Annotated in this window: 20 protein-coding genes; 4 read left to right on the forward strand and 16 right to left on the reverse strand. The window is 64.1% G+C overall.

Features of this window, described 5'->3' with window-relative positions; translation table 11 throughout:
- Positions 1-13: 13 nt before the first annotated feature.
- The 3 genes from GO606_RS22170 to GO606_RS14865 form a co-directional block, all read right to left on the reverse strand.
- A complete protein-coding gene (locus GO606_RS22170; protein WP_425532219.1) occupies positions 14-577 on the reverse strand; it encodes an amidohydrolase family protein in 564 nt (187 codons plus the stop codon).
- 469 nt (positions 578-1046) lie between these two features.
- The gene (locus tag GO606_RS14860) at positions 1047-1838 is read right to left on the reverse strand and encodes an enoyl-CoA hydratase-related protein (RefSeq protein ID WP_169118555.1); all 792 of its coding nucleotides are present in this window, start codon (positions 1836-1838) and stop codon (positions 1047-1049) included.
- Between the two features lie 71 nt (positions 1839-1909).
- Positions 1910-2335 (reverse strand): Zn-ribbon domain-containing OB-fold protein, encoded by a 426-nt coding sequence (locus GO606_RS14865; protein WP_169118556.1) that lies wholly within the window; start codon positions 2333-2335, stop codon positions 1910-1912.
- A 92-nt stretch (positions 2336-2427) separates the two neighbouring features.
- Between GO606_RS14865 and GO606_RS14870 the strand changes: the two genes are divergently transcribed.
- Positions 2428-3495 (forward strand): IS630 family transposase, encoded by a 1068-nt coding sequence (locus GO606_RS14870; protein ID WP_246979617.1) that lies wholly within the window; start codon positions 2428-2430, stop codon positions 3493-3495.
- A gap of 3 nt (positions 3496-3498) precedes the next feature.
- Here GO606_RS14870 and GO606_RS14875 read toward each other — a convergent pair whose 3' ends face one another.
- The 12 genes from GO606_RS14875 to GO606_RS14930 all read right to left on the reverse strand — a co-directional run bounded on the left by GO606_RS14875 (position 3499) and on the right by GO606_RS14930 (position 17389).
- A complete protein-coding gene (locus GO606_RS14875; protein WP_169118506.1) occupies positions 3499-4662 on the reverse strand; it encodes a thiolase C-terminal domain-containing protein in 1164 nt (387 codons plus the stop codon).
- A gap of 10 nt (positions 4663-4672) precedes the next feature.
- Positions 4673-5602: an enoyl-CoA hydratase-related protein gene (locus tag GO606_RS14880; RefSeq protein WP_169118505.1), complete on the reverse strand. Its 930-nt coding sequence runs from the start codon at positions 5600-5602 to the stop codon at positions 4673-4675.
- Positions 5603-5637: 35 nt separating this feature from the next.
- The gene (locus GO606_RS14885; RefSeq protein ID WP_169118504.1) at positions 5638-6846 is read right to left on the reverse strand and encodes a CaiB/BaiF CoA transferase family protein; all 1209 of its coding nucleotides are present in this window, start codon (positions 6844-6846) and stop codon (positions 5638-5640) included.
- 35 nt (positions 6847-6881) lie between these two features.
- Entirely contained in the window at positions 6882-8063 is a 1182-nt protein-coding gene (locus GO606_RS14890; RefSeq protein ID WP_169118503.1) for a CaiB/BaiF CoA transferase family protein, read from the reverse strand.
- Between the two features lie 236 nt (positions 8064-8299).
- Positions 8300-10297 carry an oxidoreductase gene (locus GO606_RS14895; RefSeq protein WP_169118502.1) on the reverse strand — a complete coding sequence of 666 codons (1998 nt, stop codon included), beginning with the start codon at positions 10295-10297 and terminating at the stop codon, positions 8300-8302.
- Between the two features lie 126 nt (positions 10298-10423).
- The gene (locus tag GO606_RS14900; RefSeq protein WP_169118501.1) at positions 10424-10942 is read right to left on the reverse strand and encodes a nitroreductase/quinone reductase family protein; all 519 of its coding nucleotides are present in this window, start codon (positions 10940-10942) and stop codon (positions 10424-10426) included.
- Between the two features lie 147 nt (positions 10943-11089).
- Positions 11090-12607 carry a spinster family MFS transporter gene (locus GO606_RS14905; RefSeq protein ID WP_246979618.1) on the reverse strand — a complete coding sequence of 506 codons (1518 nt, stop codon included), beginning with the start codon at positions 12605-12607 and terminating at the stop codon, positions 11090-11092.
- Positions 12608-12661: 54 nt separating this feature from the next.
- Positions 12662-13690, reverse strand: coding sequence for a 4-hydroxy-2-oxovalerate aldolase (gene dmpG / locus GO606_RS14910; RefSeq protein ID WP_169118500.1), 1029 nt, complete (start codon positions 13688-13690; stop codon positions 12662-12664).
- A gap of 10 nt (positions 13691-13700) precedes the next feature.
- Positions 13701-14645 carry an acetaldehyde dehydrogenase (acetylating) gene (locus GO606_RS14915; RefSeq protein ID WP_169118499.1) on the reverse strand — a complete coding sequence of 315 codons (945 nt, stop codon included), beginning with the start codon at positions 14643-14645 and terminating at the stop codon, positions 13701-13703.
- 103 nt (positions 14646-14748) lie between these two features.
- Positions 14749-15537 (reverse strand): fumarylacetoacetate hydrolase family protein, encoded by a 789-nt coding sequence (locus GO606_RS14920; RefSeq protein ID WP_169118498.1) that lies wholly within the window; start codon positions 15535-15537, stop codon positions 14749-14751.
- A gap of 48 nt (positions 15538-15585) precedes the next feature.
- Positions 15586-16359, reverse strand: a complete 774-nt coding sequence (locus GO606_RS14925; RefSeq protein ID WP_169118497.1) for a glucose 1-dehydrogenase — start codon at positions 16357-16359, stop codon at positions 15586-15588.
- A 52-nt stretch (positions 16360-16411) separates the two neighbouring features.
- Positions 16412-17389, reverse strand: coding sequence for a flavin reductase family protein (locus tag GO606_RS14930; protein WP_169118496.1), 978 nt, complete (start codon positions 17387-17389; stop codon positions 16412-16414).
- A 219-nt stretch (positions 17390-17608) separates the two neighbouring features.
- Between GO606_RS14930 and GO606_RS14935 the strand changes: the two genes are divergently transcribed.
- The 3 genes from GO606_RS14935 to GO606_RS14945 all read left to right on the forward strand — a co-directional run bounded on the left by GO606_RS14935 (position 17609) and on the right by GO606_RS14945 (position 22023).
- Positions 17609-19261, forward strand: a complete 1653-nt coding sequence (locus GO606_RS14935) for a methyl-accepting chemotaxis protein (RefSeq protein ID WP_211166623.1) — start codon at positions 17609-17611, stop codon at positions 19259-19261.
- 121 nt (positions 19262-19382) lie between these two features.
- Positions 19383-20816, forward strand: a complete 1434-nt coding sequence (locus tag GO606_RS14940; protein WP_169118495.1) for a coniferyl aldehyde dehydrogenase — start codon at positions 19383-19385, stop codon at positions 20814-20816.
- 70 nt (positions 20817-20886) lie between these two features.
- Positions 20887-22023 (forward strand): helix-turn-helix transcriptional regulator, encoded by a 1137-nt coding sequence (locus GO606_RS14945; protein ID WP_169118494.1) that lies wholly within the window; start codon positions 20887-20889, stop codon positions 22021-22023.
- 107 nt (positions 22024-22130) lie between these two features.
- On the opposite strand, the gene GO606_RS14950 is transcribed toward GO606_RS14945, so the two are convergent.
- Positions 22131-22919 (reverse strand): electron transfer flavoprotein subunit beta/FixA family protein, encoded by a 789-nt coding sequence (locus GO606_RS14950; RefSeq protein ID WP_169118493.1) that lies wholly within the window; start codon positions 22917-22919, stop codon positions 22131-22133.
- Between the last annotated feature and the right edge of the window lie 17 nt (positions 22920-22936).

Raw genomic sequence — 22936 nt, forward strand, 5'->3', positions numbered from 1 at the left:
GCCTTCACTACCTTCAGGTTTTCGGCGCGCGCTTAGTCGGTTCAATACCGGTCAGGCGGGCGAGGTTCAGGCCGAGGATGTTGGCCTTGTCCTGCTCGGTGACCTGCGCGTAGCCCCATTTCTCCTGCAGTTCCTCGGGCATGTGCAGATTCTTGATGTAATTGACGACACGGCCCAGATCGTCGAACGGCAGGTCGAAGCCGAGCACGATCTTTTCCGACGTCATCCACTGCAGCGCCGTGCCGATGGTGTGGTAGCCGCGATACGGCGCGCGCTGGAACCAGCCGATGATGCCGGAGAGGCTCAGGTACAGGTTCTTGTGCTTGCCGCAGAGGCCAATAAGTTCCTCGGAATGCGGCCAGCCGGCGTGGTAGGCAATGATCTTGAGGTCCGGGAAGTCGAGCAGCACATCGTCGAGCTGGCCGACTTGGCAGTTGCGGCTGGGCTGCGGGCAGACATAGCTCATTCCGGTATGCACGGTCAGCGGCACGCCCAGTTCGACGGCCTTCTCGTAGAACGGCCACAACCGCTTGTCGTTGAGCGGGCCGTCGTCTTCCGGCGTGTACAGCTTGCACAGGCGCGCGCCGCGTTCCTTGACAAGGTATTCGAGTTCCCAGTTCGCATGCTTTATGCCGCGCTTGATGACCGGTCCGACGTTGGCTTCGAGGTACATGCGCTCCGGATAGGGTTCGATCTGCTGCAGCATGAAGCCGTTCGTCGACATCGACACCGTGCCGCCGGTGATGTCCATCATCGGCTCGCGCAGGCAGAAGGCGACGTCCACGCTGGTCTGGTCCATGTATTTGATCAGCTCGCTGGCGATCGGCTGCGGCCATTCGCTGTCGAGATCGCGGCCCGCCCAAGCGCGGAGCACGCCGTTGACGCTGTCGTGGAACTGCTGCATTCCGGGGTAGTAGCCGATTTCGCTCATGGTCTGCAGGTTCATGAAGTGAAATTCGGTCAGTGCGACGAAGTAATCCTTGGCCATGCTCTTTCCTCCTTCGTGGAATTCGTTGCGGCGCGCGTCTCGCAAGCCGGTCGGTGTCTCAGCGCCCCGTGTACTCGGGTTTCGTTTTCGCAGCGAACGCGCGCGGGCCTTCGCGGGCGTCGTCGGACGCGAACACCCGCGCCGACATCGTCTTTTCCAGCACGAACTTCGGCTCGTTGTTCAATGCGCGCAGCGCGATTTCCTTCGCCGTGCGCACCGCCAGTGGGCCGTTCTCGCAAATCCGCTGGGCGTACGCCAGCGCCTCGTCCATCAGGCGTTCCGCGGGCACGACCTTGTTGATCAGACCGACCTCGTAGGCACGCTGTGCGTCGATGGTGTTTCCGGTCAGCAGCAGTTCCATCGCGATCGCCCACGGGATCTGCTGCGGCAGGCGGATGTGCGAGCCACCGGCCGGCACCACTGCCCAGCGCACTTCGGCGAGGCCGAATTTCGCGTGCGCGGCTGCGATGCGGATGTCAGTGCCGAGCAGGAATTCGAGCCCGCCGGCGACGCACATGCCGTTCACGGCGGTGATGATCGGCTTGTACACGTTCTGGAACGGGCGCTTCGCCGGATCTTCATAGCCCAGCGCGTCGCCGTCGTTGAGCGCCGGCAGCGCGACCTTGAGGTCGAGGCCGGTGCAAAACGCGCGCTCGCCCGCGCCGGTGAAGATCGCGCAGCGTAGCTCCGGGTCGTTGTTGAAATCGTCGAACGCGGCCTCGAGGCCGATCAGCATTTCCTTCGTCAGCGAGTTCATCGCGTCCGGGCGGTTCATCGTGATAACCGCGACGCGGCCGCGTTTTTCGTAGCTCAGGCTCTCGGGCAGGTTCAGGCCCCTTGCGCTATTCATTTGTACGATCCCCTTTCATGTCGTTTGCATTCAATTGTTCGTGCCAACCGTTCGTACTGACCGCATTTCCACTAACCCTGCGCACAGCGGAAGAAGGGCAGCGTCACGTCGTCGCTGACTGGAACGAATTCGACTTCCACCGGCATGCCGATCGCGAGTTCGTCCGGCGCGCAGTCGATGACGCGGCTCAGCATGCGCACGCCCTCCTCCATTTCGACGACGACTGGCGCGTACGGCGTCGCGTCGGCGAAGGCGGGGTGGAGCGCGCGCGCCACTTCGGTCCAGGTGTAGATCGTGCCGCGCCCGCTGGAGCGCACCCATTCCCATTCGATCGAACTGCAGTGCGCGCAGATCTCGCGCGGCACGTGGCGGAAGCGACCGCAGCCGCTGCAGCGCTGGAAGCGCAGCTCGCGGTCGCGGCACCACGCGTAGAACGCGCCGTGGAGGCCTTCGTGTGATGGAAGCGGCTTGTCGTAGGGCTTCCTCTGTTCGCTCATTGCACGTCTCCAATCGTTGGTTCGCTAGTGTTTAATTGCGTTAATACAAGATAGTATTATGATGCCCACTTCGCTTGGCACAAGGGGGTCTCATGGCGCGAGTGGCGGTTGAGTTGTCGTGTCCGGCAGAAGTGATGTCGGAGCTTGAGCGTCTGTCTCGAAGTCGGAGCGGCGAGGTTCGCCTGGTCGAGCGTGCGCGCATCGTTCTGGCGTGCCTGCATGGCAAGCGCAATGACGAGGTTGCCAGCGAGCTCGGTGTTCGACCGAATACGGTTGGGTTGTGGCGCCGACGCTTTGCCGAGCAAGGTATCGCAGGGCTTCGCGACGCGCCCCGGCCCGGCAAGCCCGCCAAGTACGGTGTCGAGTTGCGCGACCGAATCTTGGCGCAGCTCGAATTGCTGCCACCGGCCGGCATGGCGAGCTGGGACGGGGGCTCGCTGGCCAAGGCGCTGAGCGTGTCCGATCACGCGGTGTGGCGCATCCTGCGCAAGGAAGGCATCCAGTTGCAGCGCCACCGTTCGTGGTGCGTCAGCACGGACCCGGAGTTTGCCGCCAAAGCGGCCGACATAATCGGGCTGTACTTGAACCCACCTGAGAACGCCCTGGTGATCAGCGTCGACGAGAAGCCCTCGATTCAAGCACTCGAGCGGGCGCGCGGCTACGTGCAGACCAGCAGTGGCAAGGTCGTCCAGGAAATGAAGAGCACCTACAAGCGGCACGGCACCGTCAACTTGTTCGCCGCATTGGAGGTCGCCACCGGCGTCATCCGAGGCAAGACGACGCAGACTAAAAAGCGCGCCGACTTCCGGGCCTTCATGGACGAGGTCGTTGCCGACCAGCCCGCCGACCGGCAGATCCACGTCATCCTGGACAACTTGAACACCCACAAGAAGAACGAGGACTGGCTCGCCGCACATCCGAACGTCACCTTTCACTTCACGCCTACCAGCGCGAGCTGGCTCAACCAAGTCGAAATCTGGTTCGGCATCTTCCAGCGAAAGACGCTGAACAACGCGAGCTTCCGAAGCGTCGAGCAACTCATTGAGGCCATCCATGCCTTCACTGCCGCCTACAACGAAAACGCAGCGCCATTCATCTGGCGCAAACGAGAGGTTCGCGGGTCACAGCTTCGTAATACCATTGTTAACTTACGCAATTAAACACTAGCGCCGCAGGATCGCGATGCTGCCGTCGCCGAAATCGCCCCAGCCGGTGACGACGCCGATCTCGGCGTCCTGCACCTGGCGCGCCCCCGCGTCGCCGCGCAGCTGGCGCACCGCCTCGACGACGTGCGAAATGCCCAGCACGTGCGCCTGCGACAACAGCCCGCCGTGCGTATTCACCGGCAGGCGGCCGCCCAGTTCGATGCCGCCGTGCTCGACGAAGGCGCCCCCCTCGCCGCGCCGGCAGAAGCCGGCTTCTTCGAGCTGCTGGATGACTTCGAAGGTGAAGCAGTCGTAGATCTGCGCGAAATCGGCGTCGGCCGGGCTCACGCCAGCGATGCGGAACGCTTCCGGCGCGGCATTCGTCAGGCCGGTGCGATGAAAGTCGGCGCGGTTGGTGATCTCGTCGGCCGGATACGGCTGGCCGGCCGCGGCGCCCATGATGTAGACGGGCTTCTGCCTGAGGTCGCGCGCGCGCTCGACGCTGGTGACGATGAAGGCCGCCGCGCCGTCGCTCTCGATGCAGCAGTCGAGCAGCCGGTAGGGCGAAGCGATCATCGGCGAGGCGAGATAGTCGGCCATCGTCAGCGGCTTGCCGTGCATCACCGCCGCCGGGTTCAGTTGCGCATGCTTGCGCATCGCCAGCGCGACCGCGCCGAGTTGCTCCGCCGTGGTGCCGTATTCGTGCATGTGGCGGCGCGCCATCAGCGCGTACCACTGCGGCGGCGCGGTCAGCCCGAAGGGGATATAGAAGTCGCGCGCGATCTCGCCGCCGGGAATCGAGCCGACGTCGTTCGCCGCGGTTTCGCGCACGCGCGCGCCGGAGTAGCCGTTCCACCCGGCGGGGACCAGCACGTAGTCAGCCGCGCCGGAACTCACGGCCAGCGCCGCCATGCGTAGCGATGCGACTGGCGCGGCGCCGCCTATGTGCAGTGTGGCGGCGAAGCGCAGGTTTTCGCAGCCGAGGCTCGCGGCAAAGGCTTCGGCCTTGCCGACGTTCGGAAACGGCATGATGCCGTCGATGCGCGAGGCGTCGAGGCCGGCATCCTCCAGCGCGGCGAGCGCCGCCTTGAGCTGGATGCCCATCTCGGAGAGCCCGGAGCCCGGCTTGCGGCAGAACTGGGTTTCGCCGATGCCGACGATGCAGGCCTTGTCTTTGAACATGACCCTGCCCTCAGTCGCGCACCGGCGCCTGCTGCGCCTCGTAGTCTGCGAGCAGTTGCCGGCGGCTGTCGGCTTCGTCGCGGCGGATGTCCCAGAATTGCGCCTTGCGCTTCGCCAGAAACGCCGCCCCGCCCTCCTTGCCTTCCGGCATGTCGAACCAGTCGGGGTACATCGCCGCCGAGGTGACGCAGGACTCCTTGTAGCCGTCCATCTCCTGGTCGAACGCGGCCTTCAGTACTTCGAGACAGCCGGGACTGACCGACAGCAGTTCCTCGCACCATTTGTCGACTTCGGCTTCGAGTTCGGCAAGCGGCACGACGGTGTTGATCAGACCCATCTGCAGCGCCTCGGGCGCCTTGTACTTGCGGCACAGCATCCACATCTCGCGCGCCTTCTTCGCGCCGACGACTTTCGTCAGGTAGGGCACGAAGAAGCCGTCTGCCGGCGAGGACACGCGCGGACCGGCCTGGCCGAAGATCGCGTTGTCGGCAGCGATCGTGAAGTCGCAGCAGTAGGCCATGTGGTTGTGGCCGGCAATGCAGTAGCCCTGCACCTGCGCGATGATCGGCTTGCGTGACAGCCGCATCAGGCGGTTGTGCGGATAGCGGTTATAGAAGGCTTCGCGCAGCCCCCAGCGCTCCCATTCGACGTCGCCGCCGGCGCCGAAATGCTTGCCCTTCGCAGCGACGACAATGACGCCGATGGCGGGGTCGTGGTTCGCGTCGTAGAAGGCCCGGAACATCTCATCCACAGTCACGAGCGTCAGCGTGTTCATCTTGTCCGGCTTGTTCAGCGAGATCCGTGCGACACCGCCTCCGAGTTCCCGGTGGGCTTTCTTCTCGTAGAGGATCTCGACAAAGTCGTCGAGGCCATCGCCTGCAACGTTGCCCCAGTCGCTCCAGGCGGTGCCTGGCACTTGCTCGTTCATCATCGCGTTCATTTTTCGATTTCGTCTCCGGAAGCCGTACCGGCCGTTCAAGGAATCGCGCGCGCGGACTTCAGCGCCTCAATCTCGTCCCACTCATAGCCGAGCAAATCCATCAGCAGCAATTCGGTGTCTTGACCCAGTTGCGGGCCGAGGCTGTTGATTTCGCCGGGCGTCTTCGACAGCGTCACCGGAAGGCCGCGCACCTCGACTTCACGCTGCACTTCCTCGCAGTACGCCTTCATGAAGTACTTGTTCTGCCACGCCTGTTCGTCGCGGACGACGTCGGCGAGGTTGTTCACCGGGCTGGCAACGACACTCTCACTCACGAACGCTCCCATCAACGCGGCGTGGTCACGCTTCAGTGTGTGCGCTTCAATGACTTCGATCAGCGCCTCGTTGTGCTGCGCACGCAGCGCGGCGCTGGCGAAGCGGGGATCCGCATGCAGGGATGGCGCATCGAGCGCGCGGCACAGCGCGGTGAAACGCTCGTCCTCGTTCGGCTCGCACAGGAAGATCCACTTGCCGGCGCTCGGATAGAGGTTCCACAAGGGGTTTTCGGCCCGCTTGCGAGAGTGCTGCAGCGCGGCGTCGCGATGGCCGCCGAGGAAGGATTGCAGCCAGGGCGCGGCGAGGAAGAGCTGCGCGCCGTACAGCGAGGCGTCGAGGTACTGGCCGCGCCCGGTGCGGCGGCGCTGGTATAGCGCGAGCACGATGCCCAGCGCGGACATGACGCCGCCATACGCATCGCCCGAGCCCATGCCGAGGTACACCGGCGGCTCGGAAGGTTCGCCAAGCCGCGCCATCGCGCCGGTCAGCGCCTGCACGGTCATGTCGAAGGCCGGCTTCGACGCGCCGCCGAAGCGGCCGTAGCCGGTGTTCGTCGCATACACGATCTGCGGGTTGATCGATGATAGCTTCTCGTAGGACAACCCCCAGCTTTCGAGCATCTCGGGCGCAAGGTTCGATAGAAAGACATCGGATTTCGCGACCATGCGATAAAGAATCTCGCGGCCGGCCTCGGTCTTGAGGTCGATCGCGATGCTTTTCTTGTTGCGGTTGATGACCAGGAAATACTGGTTCCAGTCGCCGACCGGCAGCGACTTGATCGAGCGCACACCGCGCCCCTGGTCGCCGCCCTGCGGCCGTTCGACCTTGATGACCTCGGCGCCGAAATCGGCGAGATATTGCGCCGACACCGGCCCTTGGAACCACACGGTCAGGTCGATGACCCGTATGCCTTCGAGTGCTTTCGCCACAATCGGACTCCCTTGCGCGCTGCTTATGTTCGTGTTCAGGCCACCACACCGCCAGCGCGGAGCTGGTGGATGGTTTGTTCCGGATAGCCCAGCAATTCATGCAGCACCTGCGGGCCGTGCTGGCCGACGCAAGGGGCAAGGCGCTCCAGACGGGCCGGGCTGTCGCTCATGAAGATCGGGAAGCCGAGGCTCTTGATCTTGCCGAAGCTCGGATGGTCAAGTTCGAGGATGTAGCGATTGGCGAGTACCTGCGGATCGTTCGCCGGGTAGTCGAACTGTTCGATGACGTCGGCGGACATCTGCTTTTCCTGGAACACCGTGCGCCAGTGGCTGCCGGGCTGTTTCTGGAAAGCCTGTTCCAGTTCGCGGATCAGTTCCAGCCGGTGAGTTTCAGTACGCTTGTCGTGAGTGTCGAAGCGCGGGTCGTCGACGGCGATGCCGACCGCCGCCGAGAACACCGGCCACCAGCGGTCGGTGTCGGGCATCGTCAGCGTGACCCAGCGGCCATCGGCGCTCGGATACAGCGAACCGGACATCGGGTTCGACACGTCGAGGCGCGAGATCGGGTTGAGGAAGCGTTCGCCCTCGCCGATCGCGAGGAAGGCCTGGATGTCGAGCGCCGCGCCGTACATGTTGGCGCCGAACAGCGACACGTCGACCGCCTGCCCTTCCCCCGACACCTGTCTATGCATCAGCGCAGTGACGACGCCGAAGGCCAGCATCACCGTCGCGTGCATCGCGCCGGCGCCGGTATAGATCGGCGGCTGGCCGGGCTGTTGCAGGATCGGCATCATGCCGGTGCGCGCCGCCGCGAGTTCGTCGATGGCCGGCAGGTCGGCGTCCGCACCCACCGGGCCGAAGCCGGAGATGCGGCCGAACACGATGTCCGGGCGCAGCGCGGAGGCCCCGGCGTAGTCGATGCCGAGCGCCGCCAGTTCGTCGCGCTGCCAGTCCGTGAGGATTACGTCGGCCTTCGCCACGAGTTCGTGCAGCAGCGCGCGGCCGCGTTCGCCGGACGGATCGAGCGCCAGGCTCTCCTTGTTGCGATGGATCAGGTCGGCTTCATGATTCCACTTGCCATCACTAGCCAGACGTGCGGGCGGCACATCCAGGCGGATGACCCGCGCACCGAAGTCAGCGAGAAACGCTGCCGACAGGGACGCACAGAACTGCTGCGTCAAATCAAGTACGACGACATCTTCGAGAGCGCGGCTCATCGGGTGTCCTCATTCGGAATTGAAGAATCGAAATCTGTCTCCTGCTGTATCCAGTTTAATGGCCTGAATTTCGCAGTCATTAATGCAGGCGAGTCATTTCCGGACGATCGCGGAGCAAATGCGGACGCCGGCGAAAGGCAGGCTGCATAGGTCTTTCGCCGTTGCTTCATGGTCGGCCCTTGAACCGCCCATTCCCGGCAACCACCCACATCCTCAACAGATTTTCCAGAGATTCGTTAAATCAACAGGCCGATATTGGCGCCATGCCGCGTAGCCTCTGCCAAACGGCGCGGCACCCACGCCGAGCCGGCCAGAAAGACCTGCGGAATGCAGCCGTCGGCCATGAGCTGGTGATACAGCTCAGGTTGCTGGACCGAGCCGTAGACCAGAACCACGCTATCAAATCCCTCTTCGCAATAGGTCTTGCCGCCCCACGAGGAAACAAACTCGAGCCCGTCGGACTTGATTTCCTTCAGAATCAGGTTCGGATGGACTTTCACGCCGCACGTCTCCATGCGCTTCAGCACCATCCCGATCGAATACCTGGCAACTTCAGTCGCCAGATGGACGGACTTGTGGAAGATTTCGACTTTCTTGCCGCGCTCGGCGAGGTATTCGGCAACACAAGGCGTCTGGTAATAGTCTTCCTGCGAAATGATGGCCACTCGATCGCCGGTCGTGACCCTGCCCCGCAATACGTCCCAACCCTGCATCACATGCGGCAGGTCGATTCCCGCAACGTCATCCGGCACACGCGGAATCGAACCCGTTGCAATGACTACAGAGTCAGGCGACAACGCCTTGATCGTCTCGATATCCGCGCCGCTCTCCAGCCGCACCTCCACGCCTAGGCGAGCCAAGGCGTTTTCCTCGAAATAGACCTGGTCCTCAAAGGAATCACGCCCGGGCGCCCTGGCGGCGATCAGCAATTGGCCGCCCAGGCGTTTGCCCTGCTCAATCAGGATCACCTTGTGACCACGCATGGCTGCGACCCGCGCGGCCTCGCATCCGGCGACGCCGCCTCCCACCACCACCACGCGCTTCGGTGTGTCTGCCGACCGGTAATCGGCGTTCCAGCGCAGTTCATTGCCAATGACGGGATTGATCGAACAGGTGGGCGCATACGGCATGTTTACGGGTTCCGCAGCCTCGTCGATGCAGCGTGTGCAGCCGATGCAACGACGGATCTCGCCCAAACGCCCCTCGCGCGCCTTGTTTGCGAATTCGGGGTCGGCAATACCCGCTCGCACCATCCCCACCAAGTCGCAATAGCCGCCTTTGAGCAGTTCCTCGGCCAATACGGGATCGTTGATGCGTCCGGTGAAGAGGACAGCGATATCCGGATTCAGGTCGGCCAGGTCGGCGCGGGCCGCCTTGCCGAATTCACGATACTCCGCGTGCGGATGGTAGGAGGACGGCACATAGGATGGAGCCCCCCAGCAATGACCCACGTCGAGATCAACGAAATCAAGCAGGCCCGTTTCGCCGATATGGAAGAGCATCTCGCGCAATTCCATGTTGTCGTAGCCCCCCGCGCGGGACTCCTGCCCGTTGACCCGTATGCCCAGCGCCATCGAGTCGCCGACGCGTTCGCGGATGCGCTTCAGCGCTTCCACCACGAAACGGATACGCTCCGTCGGGCCACCGCCCCACTTGTCGGTGCGCCGATTGGTGACGGGCGACAGGAAGCTGTAGCCGATGGTTTCGTGGGCGCAGTGAATCTCGAGGCCATCCGCGCCGCTGTCCCTGGCGACCTCTGCGGCATCGGCATAACCATTCAGCAGGAATTCGATTTCCTCTTCACCCAGTACATGGGGCGTGTAGTCCTGCGCGCCAATAACCGGTATGGGCGAAGGTGCCCAGAGCGCATTGAGGTGAGTCAACTGAACGACCACCACCGCAGCGCTTTCGTGCACTTCATCGACGAATTTTTTCCAGCTTTCGACAAAGGCGGGATTCTGATACGCGGCCTGATGACAGCCAAAACCGCCACGGAAAGAAATCTCATCCGGCGCGCCGGGAGGAAAGGGAACATTGAGGAGCCAGGTTTCGCTGCCGATCCAGCCCGTGCCGCCCTTGGCCTTGGCGCCGTGGTGCGCAATGAAGTGTTCGTCGATCAAACCCGGCGCCATCGACGAATTAATGGTGTTGGTGGTCTCGCAGATACGGTTCGGCACCCGCATGGGACCCACCTGCAATGGAGCGAAAAGGCGTTCGAACTGCACGTTAATCATGACTTTATCCCCACAGTGTTTCCGCGATGGCATTAACGAGGCACGCGCAACACAGTCTAGAAATCATCCGTAAGCGGGATCGATGGCGTCTTCATATGTGGGAGGCCGATCGAACTCTTTTTTGGATCAGGCCGGGCCGGTCGGAGAAATGATGACGATCGCGAACGGACGATCGGTTTGCTCCTGGAAGAAACCCCAGGGCGGGAACAAGGCCGTCAGCCTGGGCCACAGTTCCTTGCGCTCCTCATCGGTCGCGTCCCGGGCCATCGCGGCCATTTTGTTCCGATCCAGCTGCACCCAGCACTTGGGATCGGCGCTGACATTGAGATACCAGGTGGGATGACTGTCATAACCGGCCAGCGACCCGACCACAACCATGTCGTCGCCGTTTTGCAGGAAGACGAGGGGCGTGGTGCGCTTCTCGCCCGATTTACGGCCAACCGCAGTCAACAACAGCGTGGGAAAACCGGACGGCGATCCCTTGCCCGTTGACCAGCCGTCCGGGTTGGCCAGATAGCGCTCGACATCCGCCTTGGCATCCCCCCGAATGCGCGCCAGCGATTCGGTCGCTTCCTTTATCGCCTGCCACTCGTCTTCGGACATATAGTCCGGCTTGACCATATTTTCGCGATTATGCGTCGACATATTCAGTCTCCCACGTCATTTAAACTGCTTGCAGATTTACCGCTTCGGGATGGCCGCGCTTGCGTTGCCACCGAGGCCGTTGGTTTGAGCGAGGCCGATCCGCGCCTCGGGAACCTACGACTTGATTCGAGAGTGTATTGAACTCGACTAAACCGCATTCCGCCCCGACGGCTCCAATACGGCCTTTGCCATTTCATTTGCGGACAGGACACCGGCGGGCGGCGAAACCTCGGGCAGCAGCGCGACGCGCGATCCCGGCGGGCGTAAATGACGACAAGGAAACCACTGCCATGGGCACGCTGACCACGGCCTTGATAGCGGATCAGGAAGCGGAATTCGCCGCCATCCCCGCCGCGTCATTTGATGGCGCGCCTGTAAGGCCCGGACCTTGAGCAGCGCCAGCGATGCGCCAAGAATTGTCAGGCAAGCACATAAAAGCGCGTAGCGCAGGGATTCCGCGCCATACAGCGGACGCAGTGTGTCGCTGATCAGCCCGATCAGCAGCGGACCAACGCCGACCCCGAGCAGCGTCGTCATGATCGTCAGGAAAGCGAGCGCGACCGCACGCCGGTTGGGGGCAACGAGATGGGTGATGTAACTATACGAAGGCGCTACCCACCATACCGAAAAGAAGCCGTTCAGCGCGCACCACAACATCGCGGTCGGCACCGGCACCGTTCCGACCCGGATCAGGGTGTCCACCGGCCACAACAGGTAGGCGGCGAGCGCAACGACGGCGATCGCATGGCCAATCAACGGAATCCGCAGGTGCCAGTGCTGTCCGTGGCGGGTCAGGTGATCGGTGAGCCAGCCGCTGAACAGCACGCCGAAACCGGCCGAGCTGCCGCCGATCAGGCCGGCGAGCAGGCCGGCATGCTGCAGCGGCAGGCCGTGCGAGCGCACCAGGAAGGTCGCGTTCCACATGCCGTAGGCGTTGGCGCCGAGCGTCGTCACTGCGCTGGCGATGACGAGGTAGCGGAACGGCAGACAGGCCCACAGCCCGCTGACTGTCGACAGCAGCCCGAGCGATGCCGTCGCACCGGAAACGGCCAGGGTGTGGCCGCCGTCCCACACGCCGCGCGCCGGCTCTCGCACCGCGAACGCGAGCAGCGCTGCGACCGGCAGCACCGGCAGTGCGATGACGACAAAGGCGGTGCGCCAGCCATAAGTGCCGACAAGCCATGCGCCAACACTCAGCGCGAGGATCGCGGCGAATGTCGGTGCGGCAGTGAAGCAGCTGATCGCGAACGAACGGCGCTGCGGCGGATAGAGATCGGCAATGATCGACAGCGCAGCCGGCGTGGCCGGCGCCTCCGTCACTGCCACCGCCATGCGTGCGAGCACCAGCAGCACGAAGCTGCCGGACAGTCCGCACAGCACGGTCGCCACACTCCAGAACAGGCACGAGACCGCAAGCAAGCGCACGCGCGACACACGATCCGCGATACGCCCCATCGGCAGGCCGAGCAGCGCATAAACGGCCGCGAAGGCGAGACCGGAGATCAGCCCCATCGCGGTGTCGCTCGCGCCGAACTCGGCCTTGATCGGCTCGATCATGACCGCCATGATCTGCCGCCCGACGAAGTTGTCGGCGTACATCAGTGCGAGCAGCATCAGCAGAGCGTGGCTGCGCCAGCCGGGGGGCATTCTGTTCGCTGCGGACATCGGGGCTCCTTGGTCGGGAGGAGGCCGGCCGGCCCCGTCCCTGTGTGCCACCCGTCAGGCCGCGGCTCTGGCTTTCGCGAGCGTCATCGCGGTGTCCTCGATCATGTCCTCCTGCCCGCCGACCATGCCGCGCCGGCCCATCTCGACGAGGATCTCGCGCGCCGGCACGCCGTACTTCTTCTCGGCGCGCTTGGCGAAGAGCAGGAACGAGCCGTACACGCCCGCATAGCCCAAGGTCAGCGCGTCGCGGTCGATGCGGATCGGAAAGTCCATGATCGGCACGACGAGGTCTTCGGCGACGTCCTGGATCTTGAACACGTCGACGCCGGTGTCGATGCCCATGCGCGCGCACACCGCGACCAGCACTTCCATCGGCGTGTTGCCGGCCCCGGCGCCCAGGCCCGCGGCGGCTGCGTCGATGCGGTTCGCGCCGGCCTCGATCGCGGCGATCGAGTTCGCGACGCCCATTGCGAGGTTGTGATGGCCATGGAAGCCGAGTTCAGTTTCCGGCTTCAGCGCTGCGCGCACGGCGCCGAGTTTATCCTTCACGTCGCCGGGCAGCATGTAGCCGGCCGAATCGGTGATGTAGATGCAGTTTGCACCAAACCCTTCCATCAGCCTGGCCTGCGTTACGAGCCCCTCGGCGCTGTTCATGTGCGCCATCATCAGGAAGCCGACGGTGTCCAGGCCGAGCTTCCTGGCCATGCCGATGTGCTGCTCGGAGACATCCGCCTCGGTGCAGTGGGTCGCGACACGGATCGTGTTGACGCCCAGATCAAACGCCATCTTCAGGTGATCGACGGTGCCGATGCCCGGCAGCAGCAGCGCCGATACTTTCGCCTGCTTCATCAAGGGGATCACTGCGCCGAGGTATTCCGCGTCGGTGTGCGCCGGGAAGCCGTAGTTCACCGACGAGCCGCCGAGCCCGTCGCCGTGCGTGACCTCGATCAGCGGGATGCCCGCTGCGTCGAGCCCGCAGGCGATGGTTTTCATCTGTTCGAGCGTCATCAGGTGACGCTTCGGGTGCATCCCGTCCCGCAGGGTCATGTCGTGGACGGTGATTTTCTTGCCGTGCAGATCCATGGCGTATTCCTCAGGCGGTGACGGGGAGGGAAAGGGGCTGAGACTCGCGGGCAACCGGTTGCAGCACGAACTCGCCCTTGAGGATCTCCGCGGCGAACATTTCGGCGGTGCGCGCTGCGGCGGCGGTCATGATGTCGAGGTTGCCGGCGTACTTCGGCAGGTAGTCGCCCAAGCCTTCCACTTCCATGAACACCGACACCCGATTGCCCTCGAATACAGGGCCATTCACCAGCCGGTATCCCGGCACATATTTCTGTACTTCGGTGATCATCGCGTGGATCGAGGCAGTAATCGCGGCTTGGTCGGGTTCGGATTCGGTCAGGCAATGCACGGTGTCGCGCATGATCAGCGGCGGCTCGGCCGGGTTGATGACGATGATCGCCTTGCCCTGCTTCGCGCCGCCGACCTTCTCGACCGCGCCGGACGTCGTGCGGGTGAATTCGTCGATGTTCTTCCTCGTGCCGGGACCGACCGAGCGCGAGGAGACGGTGGCGACGATCTCGCCATAGGCGACCGGCTGCACGCGCGAGACCGCCGCGACCATCGGGATCGTCGCCTGGCCGCCGCAGGTGACCATGTTGACGTTCATCTCGGCCCGACCCAGATGATCGACGAGATTCACCGGCGGCACGCAGAATGGCCCGATCGCCGCTGGCGTCAGGTCGATCATCAGCACGCCGAGTTCATTCAACTTGCGGCTGTTTTCCGCGTGCACATAAGCGCTGGTCGCATCGAAAGCAATCTGGATGTTGTCCGCCTGTACGTGCGGCAGCAGGCCGTCGACGCCGTCGGCGGTCGTCTTCAGGCCCATTTCGCGCGCACGCACGAGGCCGTCGGACACAGGATCGATGCCGACCATCCACACCGGCTCCAGCACCGGGCTGCGCTGCAGCTTGTAGAGCAAGTCAGTGCCGATGTTGCCCGGTCCGATCAGCGCACATCTGATTTTTTTCATGTCGTGTTCCTTGGGGTCTCTGTGGGGTGGATGCAGGCGACGCGGCGGAGAGGAGGAGCGCACGTGCAGCGCGCCGCGTGCCTGCAACCGGAAAAACCATTTCTTAGTCGAAACCGATCGAGCAACCGCCCAGGCCGTCGATGCGCATTGTGAAACGGTCACCGGCGACCGCCGGCACTAATGGCGCGAGCGAACCGGACAGGATCAGCTCGCCCTTGCGGAACGGGATGCCGAATTCACCCAGCGTGTTCGCAAGCCAGGCAACCGCTTCCGCCGGGTGCCCCTGCACTGCCGAACCGAGCCCGCTGCCGGCCGGTTCACCGTTACGGAACATCTCCATGCGCAGCGCCGCGAGGTCCAGCCCGCGCGGGTCCGTGTGCTCGCGACCAACGACGAACACGCCGCACGAGGCGTTGTCGGCGACGGTGTCCTGGATGCGGATCTTCCAGTCGTCGATGCGCGAATCGACGATCTCGAAGCACGGCACGACCCATTCGGTCGCCGCCAGCACGTCCCCGCGCGTCACGCCGGGGCCTTGCAGGTCGGCATTGAGCATGAAAGCGATCTCGCCTTCGGCGCGCGGCTGGATCAGCCTGGCGCCCTTCAGGCTGACCGTCGCGCCGTCCTCAAGCTGCATCGCATCGGTGAGGAAACCGAAATCCGGCTGATGCACGTCGAGCATGTCCTGCACCGGTTTACTGGTGACGCCGATCTTCTTGCCGATCACCTTCTCGCCCGCAGTTTCGCGCCGGCGCAGCATGTGCAGCGAGATACGGTACGCGTCGGCGATGGTGATGTCGGGGTGACGTCCGGTCAGCGGCGGCACGGTGCGCCGCTCGCGCAGCGCGGCGTGGAGTTCGTCGCCAAGGGCCTGGATAATCGATTCATTCATTATTGTGTGTGCTGCGGCATCGTCGGGATTGGAGTATGGAAGCAGGGGTCAACCCGGCCAGACGCTGGATTCGGCGCCGCCATCGACCTCGATGATCTTGCCGGTCACCCAACGGGACGCGTCGGAGGCGAGATACAGAGCCGCGGCGGCGATGTCGTCGGTCTCGCCGAGGCTCTTCAGCGGCGTGCTGGCGATCATGCCGTCGCGCATGTGCGGAGGCAGCACACGGTTCAGTGCGTCGGTGAGGATCGGTCCCGGCGCGATCGCATTGACACGCACGATCGGCGCGAAGTCCTGCGCCAGCAGGCGGGTGAGTTGGGTCAACGCCGCCTTCGCGGTGCCGTAGGCGCTGAATTGCGTCTGCGCGTAGCGCGCGGCGCCGGACGTGATATTGATGATGTTGCCGCCGCCCGCCTCGCGCATCAGCGGCACGCACAGCTGGCTCAGCGCATAGGCCGAGGTGACATTGAAGCGGAACACGTCCTCGAACTGCTCCGGCGTCATCATCAACGGATTATTCGGCCCCGCACCGCCGGCGTTATTGACCAGATGGGTCACACGGCCGAAGCTCTCGCGTGCCGCGGCAATCACCGCCTCGCGCTGCGCAGGGTTGTTGACGTCGCACGAGATCGCCAGCGCACGGCGCCCCATGGCACGAACCTCTTCCGCAACCGCCTCCACGTCGGCCAGCGTGCGCGCAGCGCAGACGACATCGGCGCCGGTTTCAGCGAAGGCCAGCGCAATCGCGCGGCCGATGCCACGCCCGGCACCGGAGATGACGGCGACGCAGCCGTCGAGATTGAATCGGTCGAGAATGTTCATCGTGCTCCTGTTACGGTGGTTGTTGTTCAAAGCGTTGATCGGAAACGCGCACTCAGCGCGGCGCCCACAAGTCCGGCAGACCGGGGTCGGTGCTCGCGACGAGACGCTTGAGCAGCAGTTTCAGCGCCATCGCGTCCCCCGCACCGAGCTTGTCGGCAATATCCTCCTCCAGCGCCTTCGCCAGCGCGATCTGGCGCAGCGAGGCTTCGCGCCCATGGGCTGTCAGCACGTAACGCGCCCCTTCCGATGCCATCTCGCAGGCGACGAAACACCGGTCCTCCAGCGCCTTCATCGCCAACTGCGTCGCTTCGATGCCGGTATAGCCGACGAATGCATTGATCTCGTCGAGCGTCAGGTTGTCGCGAATGCACAGCACCGACAGCAGGAAGAAGCTTGTCTCGTCGAGCGCATCGCCACCGAGCATGCCGCGTAATGCGTAGAGCGTCTGGTAATGCGCCCGCCCGAGCAGGTAGCCGAGCAGATCCTCGGTATAGCTGCACTCGGGCGGCGGCGGCGCAGCAAGCCGCACTTCGCTGCGCGGCTTGCGCGCCGCCAGCGCGTACTGTCCCCCCTGGTACACCAACGGAGGAAGATCGGTGCGATCGTACGCGCGCACTTCGCCGACGAAGATCACGTGATCCCCGCCTTCGTAGCTGAACGCGGTGCGGCACTGGAAGCGCGCGGTGCAATCCTGCAGCAGCGGAGCATCGCTGATGCCTTCGTCCAGCGCGACGCCGGCGAACTTGTCCCCGCCCTGCGACGCGAAGCGCCCTGACATCGATTCCTGCTCCGCCGACAGAACATGCACGTTCCAGTGCGGATTGCCCGAGAAGGCCGACAGGCTGCGTGCATTTTTCGCCAGGCTCCACAACACCAGCGGCGGATTGAGCGAGACTGAATTGAAACTGTTCGCGGTAATGCCGATCGGAGAGCCGTCCTCCGCACGGGTGGTGATGATCGTCACCCCCGTGGTGAAAGTTCCGAGTGCCGCGCGAAATGCCTGGGGGTCGAAGCTCGCTTGCGCCGTCATTTGATGCCTCGCTGGGCCATGGATCATGGAGCGAGTATCGAAGCGCAGGGCAGCGCGGGCATCGTCCCAACGGACTAACGCTTTTCCTGCTCCGCAGAACTTCCAGTCTCGCAGGCGAGGCAGCGACACCGTGCCGCGACCGTCGTCTAATCGGACGATGTAGCGGTTCGCGCAAGCGATTAGGGTGCGCCTGGTTCCCTCCATCGGAATCGCGCGACCATGATTAACCGGATTACCATTGCACAGCGCTTGTGGCTATGGGCCCTTCTCGCCACCAGCCTGTTCTTTGCAGCGGTAGGTCTCGGCTGGCACGGCCTGTATGAGGCGCGCGAAAGCCTGCGCACGACGCACGAGGTGCGGTTCGCGACGCTGCAGCGCCTGGATGTGATCCAGAAGACGCTGCATGCGAACCGCAGACTGGTCCTGCTCGCATTCCAGCTCGATCCGGAGGGCAGTCTTGCGTCGGCCCACAGTCAGTCGCTGCAATACTATCTCGACGCGATCGACCGCAACACGGCGGAAACGGGCAGGCTTTGGGCCGAGTATTCGAACAGGATTGCCGACGCTGAGGAAAGAACGCTCGCTACCGCTTTCGATGAAAGCTACCGGGTGTGGCTCGAGGAACTTGATGCGGTAACCGCGACGCTGCGCATCGGGCGGTTCCATCTGAGCTACATGACCTCGTTCGTCGCCGCCGGCGAGTCTGCAGGCGAGGCCGCAAGCCGGGCGATCGAGGAGCTGTATGCGCATCAGGCGCGAGCGACCGCCGCGGACTACCGTGCGGCAGAAACCCGCTACCGGATGACGATCTCGGTCTATCTCGCCCTCGCTGTCATCGGCGTACTGCTCGGTTCGCTGACCGCATTCTCGACGCTGCGGCGCCTGCGCAACGCGTTCCGTGTCGCTTCCAACACGACAAAATCGATCGCGGCTGGCGATCTGTCGCAAACGGTGCCGATTCTCGGCTGTGACGAATTGGGACAACTGCTTGCCGAGGTGTCCGTGATGCGGGACAACCTCCACCGACTCGTCGACGACCTGCGCAGGCAGGTCGAACAATTGGGTGCCAAAGCCAACGATCTTAATGCGGTGGCAGCAAACGCGTCGTCGGTCGCGAGCGAACAGGCCGAAGCAGTGCGCGGCATGTCGACGGCCGCAGCCGGCCTCACGCGTTCAATCGACCAGGTGGAATCCCACGTCAGCGCGTCGCTGCGCATCACCGCCGAAGCCGCCGGGCACTCCGGCGAGAGCGCGGCATATATCCACAGTCTCGCCGAAGAATTTAGAAGCGTTGCGGAGATCGTGATGCACACTGCGGAACGAGTGCGCGAGACGGAGGCTTTCTCGAAACAGATCGGCAGCATCGTGCACGTCATACGCGAGGTTGCCGAACAGACCAACCTGCTCGCGCTCAATGCGGCGATCGAGGCCGCCCGCGCTGGCGACCAGGGGCGCGGTTTCGCGGTCGTCGCGGATGAAGTGAGAAAGCTCGCAGAGCGCACGTCGAACGCGACCACCGAGATCACGACAACGATTGGCAACATCCAGGCCGGCAGCCGGGCGGCGTTCTCGGGCATGGAAGCCGCAGTCGCGCGCGTTCAGGACGGCGCTGTGCTGGCCGGCAAGGCGGGCGAATCGGTCGCTGGTATCCGTGCTGGCACCGAGCGGGTGATCCGCGCCGTGGGCGACATCGGCGGCGTGCTGAACGAGCAGGCTGCGGCGACACGTGAAATCGCGCGCCGCGTCGACGGCGTCTCCGAGGGAACCTCGGAACTGTCAGCGAGCGCCGCCCACTGCGCCGCATCGGCCGCCGGGCTGGACGCGCTGGCCAAAACGCTCGACATGCTGTCGGCGCGGTTCCGGCTCGCATGAGGATCGCTGCGGGAATGATCCAGCCTGACAAAAATGCTCCGATCGCCGCCAATGTCGCTGTTGCCTCGCGCCGTCGGCCCGCCGAACATCTTCAACACTAGCCTTTGGGATTCCGAAAATCATGAATGATTCAGCCAGCAACTTTACGCGCCTGTCGGAACTGCTGGACCGGCAGAAAGCCGCCTTCACCGCTGCGGGAGCAGTCAGTGCCGACGAGCGCCGGCGTCGCATCCAGACCGTGATCGACCTGCTGGTGAAGTTCCACGATCCGCTCGCCGCAGCGATGGACGAGGACTTTGGCGGACGACCGAAAGGCTTCTCGCTGATGAACGACGTGCTCGGCTCGCTGGCCTCGCTGAAGCACGCACGCGACCACCTCGAAAAGTGGATGCAGGCGGAAACTCGCCACCCCTTCGCGCCCTACGACCAGCTCGGCGCGCAAGCGTGGGTCATGTATCAGCCGAAGGGTTCGGTCGGCATCATCGGCACCTGGAACGCACCCCTATTCACGCTGCTGAGTCCGCTGGCCTACGTGCTCGCAGCCGGCAACCGGGCGATCCTGAAACCGTCCGAGATCACGCCACGCACCGCCGCCGTCGTCGCCGAAGCCTTTGCCGGGATGTTCGATCCCACCGAAGTCGGCGTCGTCACCGGCGGCCCGGACATCGGGGAGGCCTTCAGCGCGCAGCCCTTCGATCACCTCGTATTCACCGGCAGCACCGCGGTCGGCAAAATGGTGATGCGCAATGCCGCCGAGAACCTGGTGCCGGTGACGCTCGAACTGGGCGGCAAGTCACCGACGATCATCGCCCGCAGCGCCGATTTCGCCAGCGCCGCGTTCCGCATCGCCGCCGCCAAGGCCGCGAACGGCGGGCAGCTATGTGTGAACCCGGACGTGATCTACGTGCCGCGCGAGCGCAGCGAGGAATTCATCGGCAGCCTGAAAATCGCCTTCGCCGGACTCTTTCCGACGGTCGCCGACAACCCTGACGTCGTCGCGGTTGTGAATGCCCGCCATCTCGCACGCGTCGAAGCCTACGTAGACGAAGCGGCGGCGGCCGGCACGCGCGTCGAAGCCTCCCCTGCCGCTTCAACGGCCGACCCGGATAACCGTCGCCGCCCGCTGCGCATCGTCATCGATCCGCCGCGCGACACGCACATCATGCACGAGGAAATCTTCGGCCCGGCGGTCGTAGTGCTGCCCTACGACAGCATCGACGGCGTCATCGCCGACATCAACAGTCGCCCGCGGCCGCTCGCACTCTACTACTTTGGCGAGGACGCCACCGAGCAGCAACAGGTGCTGGAACACACGCTGTCGGGCGGCGTCACGATCAACGAGGCCATGTATCACGCCGCGATGCAGGACGCGCCCTTCGGCGGGGTCGGCGCATCCGGCATGGGCCACTATCACGGCCGCGAAGGTTTCATCGAATTCAGCCACGTGCGCACCGTATTCAAGGCGCCGGCCCACGACCCGCGCCGCGAATGGGGCCTGCTGCCGCCGTACCCGGAACACTTCCTTGCCGCGATGCAGTCGCAGGTCACGCCCTGAGCGCACGCATCGAATCGAACGGAAATTCGCGAGGAGAAGCACAGTGACACCGGAGATTGACCTTAGCGGCATGTTCGAATCATCCGGGCTCAGCGTCCCCGAGTTCGACTCCCTGATCAGGCTGATCTACGAAGGCATCGAGGAGCCGGTCCCGTGGACGCGCCTGCTCGAATCGCTGCTGCGACGCCTGGGTGCGAACTACGTATCGCTGATCCTGCGCCCACCCGACCCGGACCTGCCATGGCGCGTGGTCTTTGCCGGCGAAGCCCAACCGGCGATCGCCGCGAGCTACGAAACCTTCTTCTACGCGATGGACCCCTTCGTCAACTTGCCCGCCGACCGCATGACGATGGTCGACGAGATGATCAACGAGGCGGACTGGCTGAAAAGCGCGATCTACCAGGAATTTCTCAAACCGCTGAACATCCGCTACTACATGGGCGCCGACCTTGGCGGCAGCGAGGACCCGATCTGCCGCCTGCGCGTCAGCCGCCCGCTTGGCTCGACACCGTTCGGCGAGCGCGAGCGCACGATCTGTTCGCTGCTGCTCGCGCACCTCAAATGCGCAGTAGGTCTGCGCTCGCGCCAGGACGTCGTCGAAGCCGAGCGCAGCGTCTATGCCGGCACGCTGGAACGGCTGTCGATCGGCGCGGTGATCCTCGACAAGAAAGGCCGGGTGCTGAAAACCAACCACGCCGCCGATGAGATTCTGGCCGACAAGAATGGCGTCAGCCTCGTCCACGGCACGCTGCAGGCCTCGTACGGCAGCGAAAACCGCGAACTGCACCGGCTCATCAACCAGGCGATCGCCGGACACCGCAACAGCGGACCCGGCGTCGTATCCGCGATGTCGATCACCCGCTCGTCCGGACACGGCAACCTCGGCATCCTCGTCCGTACCGCCCCGCTCGCTGAGTGGTCGGAATCCGCAACGCGGCCCGCTGCAGTCGTCGTCATCCGCGATTCCGAATCGAGGGTGCAAGCCTCGCAGTCGCTGATGAAGCGCCTCTACGGCCTGACCCCGGCCGAATCGACGCTGACGCTGAAACTGCTCGACGGCCTGACCGTCGACGAAGCCGCCGAAGAGCTGTCGATCAGCCGCAACACCGCACGCTGTCAATTGCGCGCGATCTTCGCCAAAACCGGCGTGACGCGCCAGACCGAATTGTTGCGGATGCTGCTGAGCGGGGTGATTCCGCTGGGGTGAAACGGGATGCTGGCTTCCCGGCTCCGTGCGGATCAGTAATGAAATCCTTACGGCTGCCCGAGGGCATTTCCTGCTAACGCCATCGGGCAGCAGCCAGCTTGGGCACGTCAGGCTGCCCGTATCCTCTCGATCAACTGACGCGCAACGTCGGCCGGGGCACCGCTGAAAAATTCGCAGTTGCCCTGCACTTGGGGTACGAACTGCTTCAGCAGCACGACGACGGGTTGGAGGCCCTGTGCGGTGAGGCCGAGCGATGCGGCGGTGAGTTCGACCGGCGCCATCTTGCGCGCCGCCATCTTGGCTTTCGCGGTCGGGAAGCGCGGAGTGCCGAGTTCGTTGCTGACGGTGACGACTGCAGGCAGGCTGCCCTGCACCACTTCGTCGCCATCCGCGGTGGCGCGTACCACCTTCACGCTGTGGCCTTCGACTTCAACCGCGCGGGCGAGCGTGACAGCAGCGAGGCCGAGTTTTTCCGCGAGCAGCAGCGGCACGACGCCCTGATCGTCGTCAGAGGCTTGACGGCCACACAGGATGAGGTCAGCACCGCCGATGCTCTTCACGTACGCGCCGAGGATGTTGGCGACAACCTGCCCGTCGATCGCGGCGCTGCCGGGGTCGATGGCGACGATTTCGTCGGCGCCGAGGGCGGCGCAGTGCTTGAGCAGGGTTTTCTGATCGGAGCCGATCGAGACGGCGGTGATCGTGCAGTTGACACCCTGGTCACGGATGCGCATCGCAGCTTCCATCGCCTGTTCGTCGTAGCCGTTGATCAGGCGCGGGATCGCCGCGACGTCCGGCGTGCGGCCGTCGGCAGCGATCTTGAGGTTGCCGGCGAGCGCGTAATTATTGACCGCAGCCGGATCGAGTACTTCCTTCACACACACCACAATACGCATGGCGAATCACTCCAGGA

This window comes from Aromatoleum anaerobium (assembly GCF_012910705.2).
GTDB classification, from domain to species: domain Bacteria; phylum Pseudomonadota; class Gammaproteobacteria; order Burkholderiales; family Rhodocyclaceae; genus Aromatoleum; species Aromatoleum anaerobium.